Source organism: Dyadobacter sp. CECT 9275 (genome assembly GCF_907164905.1).
GTDB classification, from domain to species: domain Bacteria; phylum Bacteroidota; class Bacteroidia; order Cytophagales; family Spirosomataceae; genus Dyadobacter; species Dyadobacter helix.
Genome location: NZ_CAJRAF010000001.1, coordinates 1,273,701 through 1,292,303, shown reverse-complemented (window position 1 = coordinate 1,292,303; position 18,603 = coordinate 1,273,701). Strand labels below are relative to the sequence as shown.

Sequence of the window (18,603 nt, the reverse complement as noted above, 5' to 3'; positions counted from 1 at the left end):
AAATTAACAGAAAGAAAACTGATTTTCGATTTACGATCGCAGATTGCGGATATTCATGTGAAGTGCATTAACTTTGAATTCTAATTATTTGCGGTTAAGTATGATTACGGAAGAGAAAAAAGAAGAGAAGAGCCTGAATTTTATTGAAGAAATCATTGAATCCGATTTAAAAGCAGGAAAGTACACAAGTATCATCACGCGTTTCCCGCCGGAGCCCAACGGTTATCTGCACATCGGGCATGCCTCCAGCATCTGCCTTAATTTTGGTCTGACAAACAAATATCCGGGTTATACGAATCTGCGGTTTGATGACACCAATCCCGTTACAGAAGATACGGAATATGTGGAGAGCATCAAAAATGATATCCGCTGGATGGGTTTCGAGTGGAAAAATGAACTTTATGCTTCCGATTATTTTGACACACTGTACGGTTATGCCATCAAACTGATCCAATCAGGCCTGGCATACGTGGACGATTCAACTTCGGAAGAAATTGCCGCTTTGAAAGGAACACCCACCGAACCCGGGAAAGATAGCCCCTACCGGAGCCGTTCTGTTGAAGAAAATTTAACTCTTTTTGAGAGAATGAAACTCGGAGAGTTCCCGGACGGAAGCAGAACCCTGCGCGCCAAAATTGATATGGCACATCAGAATATGCTCATGCGGGACCCAATTCTCTACAGGATCAAACATGCGCATCACCACCGGACAGGCAATAAATGGTGCATTTACCCGATGTACGATTTTGCACACGGCCAAAGCGACGCCATCGAAACCGTAACGCACTCTATATGCACCCTGGAATTCGTCCCGCACCGTGAACTTTACGACTGGCTGATCGCACAGCTGGCTATTTACCCGTCGCACCAATATGAATTTGCCCGGCGTAACCTTAATTATACCGTAACCAGCAAGCGTAAATTGTTACAACTTGTTCAGGAAGGCCATGTGAGCGGATGGGACGACCCCCGTATGCCTACCATCAGCGGCCTGCGAAGAAGAGGATATACCCCGGAAAGCATCCGTGATTTTTGTGAACGGATTGGTGTGGCACGTCGCGAAAATATGATTGATGTAGGACTTCTTGAATTCTGTGTACGGGAAGATCTGAATAAAAAGGCCCTACGCCGTATGGTTGTCCTGGATCCGCTGAAAGTGGTAATCACCAATTTCCCCGAAGGGATTTCGGAGATGTGCCATAGCGAAAACAACCCGGAAGATATCGCTGCCGGTAACAGGGAAATTCCGTTCACCAGAGAGATTTATATAGAGAAGGAAGATTTTATGGAAACGCCGTCCAAAAAATATTTCCGCCTCGCCCCAGGCAAAATGGTACGTCTGAAAGGTGCCTATATTATCCAGTGTGATGATTTTGTGAAAGACGGAAACGGAGAAATAACCGAGGTAAGGTGTTCCTTCATAGAAAACAGTAAAAGTGGCCAGGATACCACGGGTATCAATGTAAAGGGAACCCTCCACTGGGTTTCCGTAAACTACTCCGTTCCTGTTGAGGTAAGGCTTTACGACCGCTTGTTTTCCGTGGAAGATGCCTCCAATCAGGAAGGCGATTTTAAGGAGTACCTCAACCCGGACTCACTTCATGTCATTACCGGCTATGCAGAACCTGCGCTCACAGAAGCTGTGGAAGGAGAATCTTTTCAGTTTCTCAGAAAAGGATATTTTGCAAAAGATAAGGATAGTATTCCTGAAAAACTGGTTTTTAACAGAACCGTAACCCTGAGAGATACCTGGGCCAAAGCAACAGAAAAATAATTGCCCCACCCCGAAAAAGTCCGGTTAATGTGTAGCCGGACTTTTTATTATATATACTTAGAATGTTTTTAAATAAACTTGTCTGAGAAAATTTCCACCCTTATCTTTGCAGTACAATTCTAATCACATTAACAACGGCGTGCAGTGAATTCGTTGAATGAGTTATTCAGTACTTCAAAAGGTTTGAGTTTTCAATGCGATACTACTTCCAGAATTTTCATCCGTTTTGGTGAAATGGAAGCCTCTTTCAAAATTCAGGATTTTCTGAATTTCCGCCGGGTCATTAATAATATTGATATCCGCAGTAAAATATTCGATCTTTCCGACGAATCTGACTACCAGTTCATTGAAGCGCCACGGCTTAACATCTATCAAAAACTCACACTCTGTGAGTTGATCCAGTTACGTGAACTTGTGAATGGTACCCATTTCGCAATCGAGCTGAATTCTCTCCTGCATGAAGTCCTTTATCAGGAATCAGAATTAATCTAAATAGCTCATTTCCTTCCTTTTAGACCAATTCCAAATTTCATTCAGGGGCTTGTTCTCACGAACTTTCCTGTAATATTTGCACTTATCAATGTGTACAAAAAAATATTACACCCATGAAAGATCTACTCAGACAACGTACTTCCCTTAAAGAGGAAATAGAAATATTATTGAACAGCCAGATCAAAATGGAAGCGGAAGCATCTTCCAAATACCTTGCTATGGCATCCTGGTGCGACCGTAACGGTTTCAGGAACAGCGCTGGTTACTTCATGAAACAATCCAATGAAGAGCGCGTGCACATGCTCAAAATTTTCAACTATATAATGACCGTTGGCGGAACTGCCGTTTCTCCGGAAGTTCCCGCTGTAAGGCAGGAATTTGCTTCTTTCAGAAGCGTATTCGAGGCTGCCCTGCAAAGTGAGATCAGCGTAACTCACTCCATCAACAGACTGGTAACCGCCAGCAGAAAAGAAGAAGATTATGCTACTGAAAATTTCCTGCAATGGTTTGTAACTGAGCAAATTGAAGAGGAAGATAATGCACGCCGTGCTCTTGAGCTTTTTGACGTAATCGGCGAAGCCGGAACAGGATTGTATCAGATAGACAAAGCCATTGCCAAAATTGGCAGCGATGAATAACCTGTTATGTAAACAGTAGTAAAAAGCCGTGCAAAACACGGCTTTTTGTTTTTTATAACGAGAAATGGGGTCTTTCTAACGTATATACCTGAATACAGCAAGAGCTGCCCTCATTATTCAAGTCTTCCTTCACGATACCCTCCTTTTCAAAACCTTGTCTCAGTAATACCTTAACAGAGGCATGATTATCAACCTCCACCACAGCCGCGATACTTTTCAGACCAAGTTTTGAAAAGCCAAAGATGATAACTTCATCCAAAACTTCCGAAACATACCCTTTTCCCCAATGGCGGGGGTGGATTATATAACCAATTTCCGCCCGACCGGTTGCCCAGTCAATCTTGTGATAACTGATGGTCCCCAGCAATCTGCCGGTTTCTATGTCATCAATTCCCCATACAAGGCCAGCATTCGTATCAATAATTTTGTCAAAACCGGCAATCAGGATACGCGCCTCCTGGAACGACTTTAAAACTGGTTTACCAATGTATTTCATCGCTTCCTGATTGCTCCGCAGCCAGTAAACAGCTTCTGCATCCTCATCTACAAGCCGACGGACGTTCAATCGCCTCGTACTGAGAACGGGAAAGGGAGTTAAACCCATATCCGGAAGACGGCCTTCAGCTTCGTCCATACGTATACACGTTATCCCGGAAAATCAGTTTCGCAACAAATTTGGAAATGAAACAAGCGAGCAATAATGGCAACAGCAGAACGAAGTTGTCTGCGATGGCGCAGGTGAGAAAAACAGCCGTAAATGGTGCGTGGATACACCCACTCAGCACAGCAGCCATACCGATCAGGATAAAATTAACCGGCATCAGATCAAGATGAAAGAAGTAATTTAAGGTTAAGGCGGAAATAAGTCCTAAAAAGGCACCAATAAAAAGGCTGGGCGCAAAAACACCGCCGTCTCCCCCAACCCCCAAAGTAGCCGAAGTAGCAATAGGCTTCAAGAGCATTGCCGCCAGCAACGGCAATATCATAGACAGGCCAGAAATGCTGTTGATACCGGCTATCTGGTTTATACCGGCATAGCCTTCGCCATAAAGCGTGGGAGAGAAAAACAGCAGTACCGACACTGCAAGCGAACCATAAAGAATCTGGCGGGGCAGACTTGCGGCTTTCGCAAAAAGCTGCTTCACCCCAATCACGCTTTTTGACAGGTATACCGCATTAATTCCAGCAAAAACCCCTACCAGGACGAAAAAAGGCAATGCTTCATAACGCCAGAATAATACCTTAAAATGGAAAACAGGAACATAGAAGAAATACTTCGTCACCAGATGAGACGAGGTCACTGCTGCCACCAGACAGGCAATATATAACTTGCTTCTCTTCTTCAGAAAAACCTCCAGGGCAAAAAACAGCCCGGCCAGCGGAGCATTAAACAAAGCGGTTACACCCGCAGCCAGGCCTGCACAGGTAAGATCAGCCCTGTGATTTTTAAGAAATCCCGCTTTTCGCTCGGGAAGTCCTCCCAATGCCGCCGTGGCCACTACCGTGGATACTTCGATACCGGTTGATCCGCCGAATATCACCGTGAGAAAACCATTGAAATAATGAGAAGGTATTTTGTAAGCAGGCAAAGCCTTTCCCTTTTTCTCCAAGGCATCCATTACCTCCCTGATCCCCTTGTTGGGTTTATTCCTTAATAAAAGTTCGCGCAGCAAATGAATGATCACGAAACCTGCCGCCGGAAAAAGAAAGAGCAGATATTTATGATCGGCCGCCTTTCCTGCCAGCAAATGCTCGTAATGTTCGGTAACAACCTTTAAAGTATCTGCAATGAGCGCCGATATAATCCCAATAACCACTGCGGCCAGTATTACCGCCACCACCCGCTGTTTCTTTGTTCTATGATACGTATTCTTATTAACCATTATGACGTGTTGTTGTAAACCTTCGTTTTCTCCTGCGCTGCCATATTTTATACCAATCCTTTCTGGCGGGATACTTCCTGTGTGCTGCAACATTATTAATCAATATGGCGACCAGCAGTAAAATCAAAACGCCTGAAAGTACCGGACTTACAACGTACCAGTATCCCAGGCTGGTAATTTTTTCGGAGCCGATATTTGCAATCAGTGCCGTGGCCCCGCCAGGCGGATGAAGCGTTTTGGTGATCTGCATGGCAACGATGGAAAGCGAAACCGAAAAAGCAGACGCCAGCCAGATCTGCCCCGGAATCAGATAATGGATACTTACACCAATGATTGCGCAAACCAGATGCCCGCCGATCAAATTACGTGGCTGGGCGAGCGGACTGTTCACAATGCCATAGATGAGCACCGAAGAGGCTCCAAAAGAACCGATCAGAAAGAGATTGTCGTTAGCTGCAAAATTTTCGCGATTGAGATATCCTATGATTCCGATACCCAGAAATGACCCTATAAAAGTCCAGAAATGATCTTTAAAATCAACAAGCGTCTCTTTGTAAATTACGTAACGGACCAGCCGTGCATTGCGTTTTATTCTTTGTCTCACTATAAACCCACCATTTTCTTAACCGAAACATGAAAATAGAGCTCCGGTTGTAATTCAGTCAAATACAGTATTGAAATAAAATTTATGCAATATCTCACTTAAATGAATGCAAAGCTAACCCGACCAGTGGATTAAAAATTTCCTCGTTGGCACAGCTTTTTGAGCATTAAAGATAATTAATTGGTACTATTGCGACAGGTACCGGCTTTTGCTTAGCATGAATTACCTCGACGAATTTAAAAAATTCATTTCCAGTCACCACCTGAGTACGGGAATCCGTTTGAGCTTGGGTGCCGTAGTACCCAGTCTGATTTTCCAGCATTATGGAATCCTGGGAGATCTCATCGCTTTTCCGCTGGGTACATTGCTCATTGGCAGCACGGATAATCCCGGCCCTTACCACCGCAGGCGCAACGCACTGATCATTGCCATTATTACCTGTTTTTCGGTGGCGTGCATTACAGGATTGCTCCGGCATATCCATTTTATGGTTTTTGCGGAAATTATAATTTTCGGAATGTTCTTCTCCCTTGCCGGCGTATACGGCAACCGGATTAACAGCATCGGATTAATATCGCTTCTTGTCTTCGTATTTAATATTGACGACCACCTGAGCGGGGAAATGGTACTCCGCACTGCCAGTATTTTCGCACTGGGAGGTATCTGGTACTTCTTTCTTTTTATGGTACTTGAAAAACTCCTTCCCTATAAGCTGATACAGCAACTGCTGGGCGAAAATTTTATTGAGCTTGGGAAACTGCTGTTCATCAAAGCACGGTATTATTTTGCAAAACCCGACTACGACGACCTGTTCGGAAGGCTGGTCCATGAGCAGGTACTTCTGCGGGAAAACCACGAAAATCTGCGGGAGATCCTCTTCAAAACCCGGGAATTTGTTACAGAATCCACCAATACCAGCCGGACACTCATGCTGATGTTCCTGGACAGTATTGATCTCTTTGAAAGAATTCTTAATTCTCAGCAAAACTACGAAAACCTGCATAAGGCTTTCGATCACTCTCAGGTACTCCGGCTTTTCGGGACTTACATCACCTGGCTGGCAGCCGAAATACAGCAGATTGGGATAGCCGTCCAGAGCGGATTTCCCTCCAGACCCAAACATGACCTGGACGAAGCCTTCAACAAATGCCAGTCGGTATTTGAACGTATGCGTGCCGAACAAATGACACACGACAACATTGAAGACTACATGATGCTGCGCCAAATCCTGAACAGCCTACAGGATATCACCGAAAGGGTAAAAAAACTGCACCTTGCCACCACCTACGATGTTTCTCTCAGTGCAGATTACAAACCCAATGTGTCTGTTGAAAATTTTATTCCGAAACAGGAATACCATCCGCGTATTCTGCTGGATAACCTGTCGCTGAAATCAAGCCATTTCCGTCATGCGGTACGGGTTACGCTGGCCTTGCTGATCGGATATACAGCTTCTTTATTTTTCGATTTGGGCCATGGCTACTGGATCCTCCTGACCATCGTCACCATCATGAAACCGGCATTCAGTATCACCAAACAACGGAATCTTTACCGGATCGGAGGGACTATGCTGGGTGTGGTTTCGGGGTTTCTGATCCTGTATTTCATCAAAGACGGAACGGCCCTTTTCGGGCTTATGATGATTGCAATGATCCTGGCGTACACCTTCCTGAAAACCAATTATTTCATTGCTTCCACCAGCATTACTTTGTATGTGATACTTTCTCTCAATTTCCTGAACCCTCATCACATTACAGATGTACTTCAGGACCGGGCACTGGATACACTCATTGGCTCTATTATTGCTTATCTCGTTTCTTCTTACGTGCTGCCGGTTTGGGAACATTCCCAGATCAATCAGTATATCAGTGAGGCGCTGGTAGCAAACCGTCAGTACTTTGACATAGTAGCTGCCAGATTCACCGGAAAGGTGCTTGATATTAACGAACTGAAAATACACCGTAAAAATGCGATCATTGCATTGGCAAACCTGTCTGATAATTTTGAAAAAATGTTGTCAGAGCCTAAGCGTCAGCAGCACAACATGGAAGAGTACCACCAGTTTGTGGCAACCAGCCACATGCTTACCTCCTACATAGCTTCGCTTTCCACCTATGCACAAACAATTGGTTATGAACAGTTTTCATTCGAATTTGAATTAATGATCCGCCAGATCGACCGGCAGTTCACAGCCGTACTGGATGTACTGGATGGTAAAATTTCCGGAAATCTGGAAATTGCAAGAGAAGCCTTGCCCCAAAACCAGAAACTGCTGGCTTTACTGGCTACCCGTAAAAAGGAGATCAAAGAATTAGGTGTTGAAAAATCGGCTCAATCACCCGCACGAAAAATGCTCTCGGACCTCAGAACGATCAACGGGCTTTTTGAGCTGATCAGCACCATCACTATTGATGAAATAAAAATCCTGCAAAAAATCCGGACGACCAAAGTCTGACCGGCACATTTAACTTTTCATTATGACAGAATTATCAGGAACCGAACGCAGAAACATCAGGCAGGGACTATCCGTTTCCATCGTCCTGAAACAGGACCAGCGAACCGGCAAACTCACCGACGGAATCGTCAAAGACGTTTTGACCAAAGCACCGGTTCATACCCACGGTATTAAGGTACGGCTCGAAAGCGGGCTGGTGGGCCGGGTGAAAGTCATTCATACATAACCCTGGGAATTTTAATTTCCTGGACATCCCTAACAGGAATTGTTTGGGCTTTGAGGCTGTTTAACAAGGTGTGGGAATCATTTACCACCATCCATTAAAATTCAAAAATATGTCTTCTTTATTTTCGCCGTACCAGTTAAAAAATATAACGCTAAAAAACAGGATTGTTGTCTCACCCATGTGCCAGTATTCTTCGGAAGATGGCTTTGCCAACGACTGGCATCTGGTACATCTGGGCAGCCGGGCCGTTGGCGGCGCAGCACTGATCATTACCGAAGCCACAGCGGTATCCCCTGAAGGCCGTATCTCTCCACAGGACCTGGGGATCTGGAAGGATGAACACATTGAAAAATTAAGGCAAATTACCGGTTTCGTTGAGGCGCAAGGAGCGGTTCCGGCCATTCAGCTCGCACATGCTGGAAGAAAAGCAAGTACCTATCCCGCCTGGAAAGGCAGAGGACAGGTACCTTTAGACCAGGGCGGATGGAAAACTTTAAGTGCATCGGCTATTCCGTTCCATGAAAATGAAGATGCTCCTGAGGAACTGGATCAAGCGGGTATTGAAAAGGTGGTGGCTGACTTTGTTTCCGGTGCGGGAAGAGCTGTATCAGCCGGTTTTAAAGTGATAGAAATCCATGCGGCCCATGGTTACCTGGTACATCAGTTCCTGTCACCTCTGAGTAACCTGCGTGAGGATGCCTATGGGGGCAACTTTGAAAATAGGATCAGGCTGTTAATTGAAATCGTACAAGGGGTTAAAGCAAAAATCGGTGAAGATGTTCCAATGGTGGTACGCCTGTCGGCAACCGACTGGGCAGATGGCGGCTGGGATGTAGAACAAAGCATCCGGCTTTCCGAGATATTAAAAAATGAGGGGGTGGATCTTATCGATGTCTCCAGTGGCGGACTAGCGGCACATCAGAAAATATCTGTCGGCCCCGGCTACCAGGTACCTTTTGCCGAAAGGATCAAAAAAGAAGCGGGTATACCCGTGGGGACAGTCGGGCTGATCACCAATGCGTCTCAATCCGAGGAAATACTTCAGAGCGGACAAGCCGACCTGATTGTTATGGCCAGGGAGTTACTCCGCAACCCCTATTTCCCGCTTTCGGCAGCGCGGGAGCTTGGAGAGGACATCCATTGGCCGGTCCAGTACGAAAGAGCCAAAATTTAGAATAGAACCTATTTATCCGGTAGAAGATCAATGGCCATACCCAACAAGCTATTGATCTTTTCTATCGGCAAATCCAGATTGGGGTCAAATTTAAGAACCCTCATTCGTTTGCGGTCTTCGGCCACCAGGTCCGGGTGTGTTATTAAATTACCATCTACAAAACCCAGATAGGCCTTGCCATTATCCTTTTCCTGCCACAAATAGCAGAAACGCCACCCGTTAAAACAATAGAAAGGCATGCGGTAACGCCACACTTCTGTAATGCCCGGATCATATCCTAAGATCAGCGATCTCAGTGAACCGAGTATACTTCGGGCTGGCTCTTGCCTGCTCAGAAAATAGTTATCGATGTCCCTCAACTTTCTTTTTTTAGCGTTTACAAATAAAAGGTAATATAGCGACTAATAATTGTTTTATGTCAATCCGGCTGGTACTGTACCTTTGTAGTAAATTATATCAGCATGTTCAGTCCCCGGATCAGCCTACTTATTGGCCTCATCAGTATCAGTATATTCCCCGTTCTGGTGAAATGGGCACCCGTTTCAGGGATTACTTCTGCTTTTTACAGGATGGCGATCGGCACCCTGTTGCTTTTACCCTATGTGTTGTTCTCCAGGAAACTTATCCTTCCAGCGGTGAAACTTTGGATACCTATTATCCTTTGCGGGATTATTTTCGGAAGCGATATCGCCGTATGGAATCTATCCATTCAGTACTCCAACGCGACACAGGCCACCCTGCTAACCAACCTTTCCCCGGTTTGGGTTGGTATTGCAAGCTTTCTTTTTCTCACAAAAAAGCCAAAACCCAAGTTCTGGGTTGGAACGGCGATTGCACTGGCAGGTCTGACGGTACTGATCGGGTTTGATACTATTTTAGAAATGCGCTTCGACAAGGGGTTTCTGATGGCGATTGCCTCCGGCATATTATACGCCTCCTACATGCTCATCAGCAAAACAGTACTGGATAAAATCAACATTATAAATTTTTTGATGTTCAGTATGTCCGTGTCTGCAGTATACCTGCTGACCCTTTGCTTATTGCTTGATCAGCCTTTATGGCATTTCTCCGCTATGGTGTGGAGTGTGCTAATGATTCAGGGGGTAATTTGTCAGCTGCTTGGCTGGTTTACGATCAGCTATGCCATCCAAAAAATGGATGCCGGACGGGTATCTCTCGGGCTTCTGAGCCAGTCGGTAGTGACCGGCGTCATGGCCTGGATGTTTATCGGGGAAAAAGTAACCCTTCAGATGATCCTCGGAGGGATAATTATCCTTCTGGGAATTGCTGTTACCTTTTACAGATCAAAAACGGATTCTCCCCATCCTAAGATTGCCGATCGGCAACAGGGAAATAGCAGGTAAAAGTGGCCCCTTCGTTTGGTCTTCCCGCGGCAGTAATGATGCCGTGATGATTTTCAACAATTTTCTTGCAGATCGCCAGCCCTATTCCCGTCCCATCATAGGCATTCCGGGTATGGAGCCGTTGAAATACCTGAAAAATCCGATCTTTGAACTGCTCCTCAAAACCGATCCCATTGTCGCTGAATGAAATAAACCAGAAAGGGCGGTTATCCCCGTTTTCCAGTTCGGGTATCTCCCTGCCCGAAATCGTTCCGCTGGTGATGGTAATAACCGGGGTAGTACCGGATTTAACGAATTTCAGTGAATTAGCGATCAGATTGGTAAAAAGCTGTTCAAACTGGTATACGATGATATTCATGACCGGCAGATTGTCGGAAACTATTACCGCGTTTTTCATCTGAATCGTATCGTTGAGTTGCTCTTTTACACTTCCCAAAACCACATTGAGATCTGCTTTTTCAAAATGTTTTTCGACGGCATTGGCACGGGAAAATGCCAGCAGGTCGGTGATCAGCTGCTGCATCCTGGTAGAGGAAGCCTGCATTCTGCCAAAATAATCCCTGCCTCTTTCAGAGAGGTTAACTTCCGTTTCTAGTATCCGGCTCGCAAACGTTTGTATTTTACGGAGTGGCTCCTGAAGGTCATGACTCGCCACATAGGCAAACTGAGCAAGTTCCATATTCGTCCTGACCAGCTCATCGTTAATGAGCGTGAGTTCCTGAGTTCTCTGTGCCACCTTGGATTCGAGCCCGTCAATAAAGAGTTTGGAGTCGTGAATATCGGTGCTGGTTCCTACCCACATGGTAATCACGCCGTCTGTGTCCTTTTGAGGAATTGCATGGCTGAGATGCCAGCGATACGCTCCGTCGCTTTTTCGGAAACGGTGTTCTACCAAAAAATCAGTACCCGTTTTCAGGGCTACATTCCATCGCCTGCGGCTCAGTTCAGCGTCTGCAGGATGAACCAGTGACAGGCATCCATCCTGCTCTATTTGTTCAGGGGAAAGCCCGCTGAAGGTACGTACCGACTGGTTGAAATAATTAAGATTCCCATTGGCATCTCCGGTCCACACCAGCTGTGGCATAGAATCTGCGAGGGTTCTGAACTTACCCTCACTGGTTCGAAGGGCCAAATCAGACTGCTTCTGCTCAGTGATATCCATCAAGGTACCCAGCATCCGCACCGGCTTTTGTTCATGATTATAGTACACCTTCCCCTGCGTCCTTACCCAGTGAATGCTCTCATCCGGGTGCACCAGCCGCGCTTCATAAAAATAGGTACCCGTTTCCATCGCTTTTGCAAATGCAGGCTCGATAATAGACCTTAGATCATCGGGATGCATTCGTTTGCGTAACTGATCGTGCGTCAGCATAACATGCTCCTCATATCCGTAAATCTGAGCGAGGCGGGGGGAGTAAATAATATCAGAAGTTATAAGGTTCAAATCCCACGTTGCCAGCCGGGTTCCTTCCGTAGCCAGTGAAAGACGCTCAACGGCATCACTGATCTCTTTTCTGAACTGCACCTTATCGGTTACATCGTTCACCGAAACCATGATTCCCGAAATACTCCCGTCGGCTTCAAACATCGGGGCATACTGAAAATCCAGGTAATGCGCCCGGGTACCTCCCGGACCGTCAATAAAAGCAAGCGCTTCATTTTCGCGGTATATCTCTCCGGTAGTAAATACATCCTTTAATATTTCCGGAAATCTCTGATTCTTTAATTCCGGAAATATATCCAGCAGTTTCCGTCCTTCCACTTCCTCTATTTTCCGCCTCCAGATTTTAAGAAGTGCCTCGTTAGCCACACTGATCACCATGTCCTCCCCTTTGAATATGGCTTTAGCAAACTGAGATTGTGTGACCAGGTTTCTGAATTGTACCTCGCTTTGCTGTATGGTTTGTTTGGCGTTTACCTGCGCCGTAACCTCTGTGGCTACCACTACAACGCCGGTAATGTCTCCGTTGGCCTCCTGTAACGGCTGATATACGAAGTTAAAAAAACACTGTTCCTGCCGTCCAAAGCGCCGGAGTGTTACTTCAAATTCATTTCCATGGTAGGGTATACCGGTATTGAAAACACTTGACAGGATAGGATCCACTGCAGCCTTAATTTCGGGGAGGGACGAATAAAGCGAATTACCTACAAAACCTTCCTCTGCCCTGTCTACAATCTGCAGATAAGTTATGTTAGCCATTTCCACTATCATGTCAGGACCTCTCAGGATGGCGATACCTACAGGTGCCTGTTTGACCACACTTCTGAACTTCTCTTCGTTTTCAACAGCCTTTTTGCGGACCACCGAGGTAGCCTCCATGTGTTCCTTAATACGCCTGTCCAAGTCCTGAAGCATGCTGTTCAGATCCCGCAGCTCTGAATAATTAATTCGGAGTTCTTCTATATCACCTTTCTGCTGATAATTCGGTTCTGCTGATACCACTTTTTTTTCTATAACAGCTAACAACCGCAGCAGCTCTGATGCCATTACTTCTATGGTCTGCAGACCATCTTTGGCTTCCTGTTCTCTGCCAATTTTATATAAACTGATCAGTTCACCGGCATATTGGTGAATTTTAACATGGACACGCTCAAGTTCACGTATCTCGGGGATATAGTCATACACAACCAGTGCATGGCTGTATATCCATTTACCCATTAAACATTTTGTAGGAGAAATTACCGTTTCCTCGTCGAGAGATGCCCCGTAGAGTATTGATCTCAATCTGGTCTTGAACAGCAAATGGCGCGCCTTGGCCCGTTCAAAATCAAGCTCAATTAAATTCATTAAACTTCCTGCTATCCTTGTTCATTAATCAGCATGTAACGGTTATCCCTTTTTCGCAAGGAGCATACGCATCATTTACTTAATACAAGTGGCACCAGACACCAGCAAGTTGGATATGACCTTTTACACCTTGTACACCATAGCGCCAAGATAGAAATTTAATATAAATATTGAAAATTTTCGGGAGAGAGCGACCAGGTATGCTGGCTCCAGTCGGTATCCAGGACTTGTCGTATGGCTTGCTTCAGTTTGGGAAAGGACCCCGGTTTCCTGATAAAATAATTTGCGCCGGTTTCATATACCCTTTTCACCATTTCCTCTTGTCCGGTGGTTGAAAATATTATGACGGGGATATCCTTCCAGGCCAGATTATTCTTGATCAGCTCCAGGCATTCGAAACCATTCCGCCGGGGCATATTCAAATCCAGAAAAATAACATCCGGTGGTGGCGGAACGGCCGTTTCCATCAGATGGATCAGCTCCACTCCATCATTAGCAGTGGTGAGCTCGGTTTTTGTACACACCTCCCTCAAGGCATCCTCAAACAACATACAGTCATCTGCGTCGTCATCTGCAAGGAAGATGGATCTGTTATGTTCGTTTTTCATGATAACCGGGGTTAATTAAATCACTCCCAAGAGGCGCTTAAGGAAAAAAGGAGCGAAGAATATTCACGATTTCTGTTACTCCACTTGATCAACCCGGTATCTAAGTTACGCACTTATAAAGTCAATAACCAGTAAAAACAAATAAAGTTTTATAATTGATTAGAAATAATACTACTTACAATGCAAAATAGTAACTAAATCTACAACCGCATATCGGCCATGTAGATTTAGTTACCATTTCTATTTAATCAGCAGAGTAGGTTAAACAGCTACCACAGGCCCTCAGACTGACTAAGTCAGAGGCAGGCAGGGACGCCAGGCTTAAAACTCTCCTTCCATTCCTTCCTTCGGCTTTTTCTTAGCCTGATGCAGCCGGTAATTGAGCGTGAGGTTCACCTGCCTCAGCCTTCCCTGGGAATTACTGACCGTATGAAAATTGGCTCCATCAGTGATCGAACGGTATCTTCTGGAATTGAAGACATCTATAACACTGAGGGTTAATGTTCCGTTATTTTTCAGGATGTCCCGGCTTGCTGCCAGGTCCAGCGTTGCCATCGCTTTTCTTTTGCCCTGTGGTGTCTGTTGCGGCGCTTCATAATTTCCTCGAAACTGCACATCGGTATTTTTCCATAAGGTGAAACGGGAAGTAGTACGTACGAACCAGCTGTAAGTATCACTCTGAAAATTTTCATCCAGACCTGTCCCATCGATCATCGCCCTGAAAAAATTAAAACTTCCGTCCAATTTCCACCACTGATACAGATTAAATGAGCTTGTAAACTCAGCCCCATAGGCGTCTTCCGTTCCGAGGTTTTCCGGACGCGTATACGAATTACCATTATCCTCCACCCTTCTGATACTGATAATCTTGCCATTGGTATGACGGTAGTATAACGAAGACGTGAGTGATCCCTTTTCCAGATATTTGATATGCCCTACCTCAAAAGCATTGGTAAACTCAGGATTGAGATCCGGGTTACCGCTCCAGTAATTCCTGTTATCACTGTAAGTCATGAAGGGACTCAAATCATTATACTGCGGCCTGCGTACCCTTCTGCTGAAACTGAGCTGCAGGGCATTTTGCTTGGGCAGTTCATAGGTCACATGGACACTCGGGAAGAGGTTTGCATAATTTCTTTCATTTACTTCCCTGGTCTGCCGGAGCTCGGTGGTCACACCTGTCCATTCCGCCCGCAGGCCCACCTGGTAGGAAAATTTCTTCATTTTATTTGCGATAATACCATACGCGGCGTTGATCCGCTCTTTGTAAAGGAAGTCGTTGGTGAGGCCGGGTAGGTTCACCCAGGTTCCGTCCTCATTTTGTTCCAGCACACTGTAATCGTTGGTCATATTGCGGCTGCTGCTTCGCAAACCGCCTTCCAGTTTTCCGTCCTTAGCGAACGGATGCACATAATCTGCCTGAAAAAGAAGCTGCTTTTCCGTTTCGTAATTAGGGGCTCTCTGAAACAAAGAGGGAATTCCCGAAGGGCTTCCGTCGGGCTTGTACACATTTTCTCGGTAATACTGATCCGAGTCTTCCCAGTTGTTGAGGTACCTTACGTCTGCTGTAAACTCCTGCCCTTTTCGGTTAAAAGTTTTTTTGTAGGTCAATGCATACTCGGAGTTGGGCTCCTTTTCTGTCTCATCCTGGGTCCGGTTGGTATGGCTCACGGGATTCGCCATACTTCCGATATAATCGTAATAGTTAAGATCAGAGAAACGTTTACCATTGCTGATACGCCAGGTATAAGCGGCTGTGAGGACATTTTTTTCATTGAAATAATAATCCAGCCCTCCCCGGGCGCTGTTGTTCTGCCCTTTGAGCTTGCTGGTCATGCTCCTTTGGGTAATGAAAGTACTATCATTGCGGTATAATTCCTGATAGATCGTGTTGCGCCCCGGTGTGTTCCTGAACGACATGGTATAGTTAATAAAGAAATTGAGGTTTTTTCTTCGATAATTGACGTTTGCTGCGGCCCCGTAATTCACAGGCTGCCCGGTGATAATGTCAAAAGACCCGTTAAAACCTTGTTTTCTTTCCTTTTTCAAAACAATATTGATAATGCCACCCATACCTTCTGCTTCATAACGTGCCGAAGGATTGGTGATAATTTCCACACGTTCAATCATACTTCCCTGAAGTTGCTGAAGGCCGCTAGCTCCTTTGATACTTACCAGTCCGGACGGTTTCCCATCAATCAGAATCCTTACATTCCCGCTGCCCCGCAGGCTTACGTTCCCTTCCACATCCACCGCCACAGACGGCACATTGGTCAGGATGTCTACGGCCGTTCCGCCGGCATTGGCCAGGTCTTTTCCAACGTTAAAGATTTTCTTGTCCAATGATAATTCCATGGTACTCTTTTCACCCTGAATCGTCACTTCTTCCAGCGACCTGGCCGATGCACCGAGCTTAATCATACCGATATCTACCGGAGAATTTCCAACCCGGATATTTGAGGTGGTGATTGCTCTGTAACCAATAAATTCGGAGATAGCATAATAATTTCCCGTTCCTACTTCCACCACAAATCCGCCCTTTTCATCTGAGATGGCACCATCTGCAAAGGTACTGTCTGCACTCCTGAACAACCGGATACTAGCATAGCCCAGCGCGCTGTTATTCTGCGCATCAATCACTTTTCCGGTAACCTTCACTTTCTGGCTGCTCTGCGCGAAGCTGTATTCCGAAATACAAAGTGCCATTAATAAATACCACAAGGTAGTGGCTCCGCCAAAATGTGTACCTCTTACGCTCCTTTGCAAACCTACGGGGAATTTCATTTTTAATAATTTCTTAAAGACTACGACTGAAGAAGATATCTCCTATAAAGCAGATAGGTGAATGTCATTTACTCCAAACAGAGCCGTGATATGTGCGGAATCATCCGAACTGCACGTCTGTACGGACATTACCAAAAGATAAAACTTCTTACCGGCATGACTCCTTTGCTTTGAAGTTCCCTATCTTTGCTGCCCGTTTTTGTTGTAGGCAGTAGGCAGTAGGCAGTAGGCAGTAGGCAGTAGGCAGTAGGCAGTAGGCAGTAGGCAGTAGGCAGTAGGCAGTAGGCAGTAGACGCTATATAGCTAACAGCTGACAGCCAATAACAACAATTCAGACATTTTGACCTTATGGTCGTGAATACCTCAGCCATGAAAGAAGAAGCATCACAAACTATTAAACTTGCCCTGCCCATTATTATCGGTGAACTGGCTCAGATGGCGCTCCATCTGATTGACTCTGCCATGGTAGGGGCTATCAGTTACAAACAGCTGGCAGCTGCCGCTCTGGTACTGAACACCATGAACATCCCGTTTGTGGTAGGTATCGGGATGACGATCTCCGTTTCGCAAATGGTATCGATGGCCCATGGCCGGCACGACAGCAAGCTGGTATCTCATTATCTTTTTAATGGTTTTTGCCTCTGTGCACTTACGGCCATTTTTATTTCTCTGGTCCTTATTTCGGGAGAAGATATCCTGCACCACCTGGGTCAGGATCCTGAGGTAGTCGAACTGGCCATACCTTTTATGAGGCTGATGGGCATTTCTATCATTCCTATGCTGCTTTTTATGACGCTCAAGCAGTTCACGGATGGTCTGGAGTATACCAAAACCGCCATGATACTATCCCTGGCGGGTATGCCCCTCAACATCCTGCTCAACTGGCTGCTGATTTACGGGCACTGGGGCTTCCCCCGTCTTGAACTGCTGGGTGCCGGCTGGGCAACGCTCATCACCCGCACCATTATCTTCACTGCCCTGGCTGTTGTTATTCTGAGACATAAAACGTTTCAGCGTTACATAACAGTTGGCCGGAACCAGTGGAAATTCAACCTGAAAACCTGGCGGGAGCTACTGTACATAGGCATACCGAGCAGCCTGCAGATTGGAATGGAAGCCGGGGCATTTGCCGTGTCAGGAATCATCATCGGCACACTGGGAGCCGTCTCACAAGCGGCTCATCAAATCGCCCTCAGTTGCGCCTCGTTTACCTTTATGGCTTCTATGGGACTCGCCCAGGCAGGATCCATCCGTGTTAGTAATGCTTTTGGAAGAGGAAACTGGGCCAAGATTCACCTCATTGGAAAAAGCACTATTTATACCGCCCTGATCTACGGCACCCTCTGTGCAATTGTTTTTGGTGTGTTCAGGATACAGCTCCCGCAAGCATTCAACAACAACCGGCAGGTACTTGAACTGGCGTCACTTCTGCTCATCTTTGCGGCTTTTTTTCAGATATCCGACAGCACACAGGCGATTACCGCCGGGCTGCTGAGGGGGATCAAGGATGTAAAAGCCCCAACCATTTTTATAGGTATCGCTTACTGGGTTTTAGGTATCCCAATCGGATATATACTGGCATTTCGATTTGATATGGGAGCATCAGGTATGTGGCTCGGCCTGATTGCCGGGCTCACCTTCGCATCCATATTTCTGATCATACGATTTTTCAAGATGAGCAGGAAGAATAACATTTCGAAAACGGTGTAACACCTTTGGCATTCAATCTGAGTTTAATTTATAAATTTGAAATTTCAGAGGCGCCTGACCTGTGCTTCCTATGGAAAGTGCAATTGGCTATATCATTTTCAGC

15 protein-coding genes are annotated in these 18,603 nt (G+C 45.8%); 8 read left to right on the top strand and 7 right to left on the bottom strand.

Annotation, left to right across the window (positions count from 1 at the left end; translation table 11 throughout):
- Positions 1–100: 100 nt before the first annotated feature.
- The 3 genes from KOE27_RS05290 to KOE27_RS05280 all read left to right on the top strand — a co-directional run bounded on the left by KOE27_RS05290 (position 101) and on the right by KOE27_RS05280 (position 2,904).
- Positions 101–1,774: a glutamine--tRNA ligase/YqeY domain fusion protein gene (locus KOE27_RS05290; protein WP_215237783.1), complete on the top strand. Its 1,674-nt coding sequence runs from the start codon at positions 101–103 to the stop codon at positions 1,772–1,774.
- A gap of 144 nt (positions 1,775–1,918) precedes the next feature.
- Positions 1,919–2,266: a hypothetical protein gene (locus KOE27_RS05285; RefSeq protein WP_229252652.1), complete on the top strand. Its 348-nt coding sequence runs from the start codon at positions 1,919–1,921 to the stop codon at positions 2,264–2,266.
- A 113-nt stretch (positions 2,267–2,379) separates the two neighbouring features.
- Positions 2,380–2,904, top strand: a complete 525-nt coding sequence (locus tag KOE27_RS05280; protein WP_215237782.1) for a ferritin — start codon at positions 2,380–2,382, stop codon at positions 2,902–2,904.
- Between the two features lie 52 nt (positions 2,905–2,956).
- Here KOE27_RS05280 and KOE27_RS05275 read toward each other — a convergent pair whose 3' ends face one another.
- From KOE27_RS05275 to KOE27_RS05265, 3 genes are read right to left on the bottom strand one after another with little or no spacing between them, the layout of a single operon-like run.
- Positions 2,957–3,538, bottom strand: a complete 582-nt coding sequence (locus KOE27_RS05275; RefSeq protein WP_215237781.1) for a GNAT family N-acetyltransferase — start codon at positions 3,536–3,538, stop codon at positions 2,957–2,959.
- Positions 3,525–4,787, bottom strand: a complete 1,263-nt coding sequence (locus KOE27_RS05270; RefSeq protein ID WP_215237780.1) for a chloride channel protein — start codon at positions 4,785–4,787, stop codon at positions 3,525–3,527. The genes KOE27_RS05275 and KOE27_RS05270 overlap by 14 nt, the downstream gene beginning before the upstream one ends.
- Positions 4,780–5,391: an HPP family protein gene (locus KOE27_RS05265; RefSeq protein WP_310590057.1), complete on the bottom strand. Its 612-nt coding sequence runs from the start codon at positions 5,389–5,391 to the stop codon at positions 4,780–4,782. The genes KOE27_RS05270 and KOE27_RS05265 overlap by 8 nt, the downstream gene beginning before the upstream one ends.
- Positions 5,392–5,608: 217 nt before the next feature.
- Here KOE27_RS05265 and KOE27_RS05260 point away from each other — a divergent pair, with 217 nt between their 5' ends.
- The 3 genes from KOE27_RS05260 to namA all read left to right on the top strand — a co-directional run bounded on the left by KOE27_RS05260 (position 5,609) and on the right by namA (position 9,246).
- Entirely contained in the window at positions 5,609–7,846 is a 2,238-nt protein-coding gene (locus tag KOE27_RS05260) for an FUSC family protein (RefSeq protein WP_215237779.1), read from the top strand.
- 22 nt (positions 7,847–7,868) lie between these two features.
- Positions 7,869–8,072 carry a YwbE family protein gene (locus KOE27_RS05255; protein ID WP_215237778.1) on the top strand — a complete coding sequence of 68 codons (204 nt, stop codon included), beginning with the start codon at positions 7,869–7,871 and terminating at the stop codon, positions 8,070–8,072.
- A gap of 109 nt (positions 8,073–8,181) precedes the next feature.
- Complete coding sequence (namA, locus tag KOE27_RS05250; RefSeq protein ID WP_215237777.1) at positions 8,182–9,246, top strand: NADPH dehydrogenase NamA; 1,065 nt, start codon at positions 8,182–8,184, stop codon at positions 9,244–9,246.
- An 8-nt stretch (positions 9,247–9,254) separates the two neighbouring features.
- On the opposite strand, the gene KOE27_RS05245 is transcribed toward namA, so the two are convergent.
- The gene (locus KOE27_RS05245; protein ID WP_215237776.1) at positions 9,255–9,605 is read right to left on the bottom strand and encodes a DUF1801 domain-containing protein; all 351 of its coding nucleotides are present in this window, start codon (positions 9,603–9,605) and stop codon (positions 9,255–9,257) included.
- 102 nt (positions 9,606–9,707) lie between these two features.
- Here KOE27_RS05245 and KOE27_RS05240 point away from each other — a divergent pair, with 102 nt between their 5' ends.
- The gene (locus KOE27_RS05240) at positions 9,708–10,610 is read left to right on the top strand and encodes a DMT family transporter (RefSeq protein WP_215237775.1); all 903 of its coding nucleotides are present in this window, start codon (positions 9,708–9,710) and stop codon (positions 10,608–10,610) included.
- Here KOE27_RS05240 and KOE27_RS05235 read toward each other — a convergent pair.
- The 3 genes from KOE27_RS05235 to KOE27_RS05225 all read right to left on the bottom strand — a co-directional run bounded on the left by KOE27_RS05235 (position 10,573) and on the right by KOE27_RS05225 (position 16,712).
- Positions 10,573–13,398, bottom strand: coding sequence for a PAS domain-containing protein (locus KOE27_RS05235; RefSeq protein WP_215237774.1), 2,826 nt, complete (start codon positions 13,396–13,398; stop codon positions 10,573–10,575). The genes KOE27_RS05240 and KOE27_RS05235 overlap by 38 nt on opposite strands.
- Positions 13,399–13,556: 158 nt before the next feature.
- Positions 13,557–14,006, bottom strand: a complete 450-nt coding sequence (locus KOE27_RS05230; protein WP_215237773.1) for a response regulator — start codon at positions 14,004–14,006, stop codon at positions 13,557–13,559.
- A 321-nt stretch (positions 14,007–14,327) separates the two neighbouring features.
- A complete protein-coding gene (locus tag KOE27_RS05225) occupies positions 14,328–16,712 on the bottom strand; it encodes an outer membrane beta-barrel family protein (RefSeq protein ID WP_215238383.1) in 2,385 nt (794 codons plus the stop codon).
- 447 nt (positions 16,713–17,159) lie between these two features.
- On the opposite strand from KOE27_RS05225, the gene KOE27_RS05220 reads away from it, so the two are divergent.
- A complete protein-coding gene (locus KOE27_RS05220) occupies positions 17,160–18,500 on the top strand; it encodes an MATE family efflux transporter (RefSeq protein ID WP_215237772.1) in 1,341 nt (446 codons plus the stop codon).
- The last annotated feature ends 103 nt before the right edge of the window (positions 18,501–18,603 follow it).

What these genes read in the sequence shown, in the direction of transcription:
- KOE27_RS05270 (WP_215237780.1), bottom strand. Translation starts at nt 4,787, where the DNA reads ATGGTTAATAAGAATACGTATCATAGAACAAAGAAACAGCGGGTGGTG.
- KOE27_RS05290 (WP_215237783.1), top strand. Translation starts at nt 101, where the DNA reads ATGATTACGGAAGAGAAAAAAGAAGAGAAGAGCCTGAATTTTATTGAA.
- KOE27_RS05230 (WP_215237773.1), bottom strand. Translation starts at nt 14,006, where the DNA reads ATGAAAAACGAACATAACAGATCCATCTTCCTTGCAGATGACGACGCA.
- KOE27_RS05235 (WP_215237774.1), bottom strand. Translation starts at nt 13,398, where the DNA reads ATGAATTTAATTGAGCTTGATTTTGAACGGGCCAAGGCGCGCCATTTG.
- namA (WP_215237777.1), top strand. Translation starts at nt 8,182, where the DNA reads ATGTCTTCTTTATTTTCGCCGTACCAGTTAAAAAATATAACGCTAAAA.
- KOE27_RS05260 (WP_215237779.1), top strand. Translation starts at nt 5,609, where the DNA reads ATGAATTACCTCGACGAATTTAAAAAATTCATTTCCAGTCACCACCTG.
- KOE27_RS05275 (WP_215237781.1), bottom strand. Translation starts at nt 3,538, where the DNA reads ATGGACGAAGCTGAAGGCCGTCTTCCGGATATGGGTTTAACTCCCTTT.
- KOE27_RS05255 (WP_215237778.1), top strand. Translation starts at nt 7,869, where the DNA reads ATGACAGAATTATCAGGAACCGAACGCAGAAACATCAGGCAGGGACTA.
- KOE27_RS05240 (WP_215237775.1), top strand. Translation starts at nt 9,708, where the DNA reads ATGTTCAGTCCCCGGATCAGCCTACTTATTGGCCTCATCAGTATCAGT.
- KOE27_RS05280 (WP_215237782.1), top strand. Translation starts at nt 2,380, where the DNA reads ATGAAAGATCTACTCAGACAACGTACTTCCCTTAAAGAGGAAATAGAA.
- KOE27_RS05225 (WP_215238383.1), bottom strand. Translation starts at nt 16,712, where the DNA reads ATGGCACTTTGTATTTCGGAATACAGCTTCGCGCAGAGCAGCCAGAAA.
- KOE27_RS05220 (WP_215237772.1), top strand. Translation starts at nt 17,160, where the DNA reads ATGAAAGAAGAAGCATCACAAACTATTAAACTTGCCCTGCCCATTATT.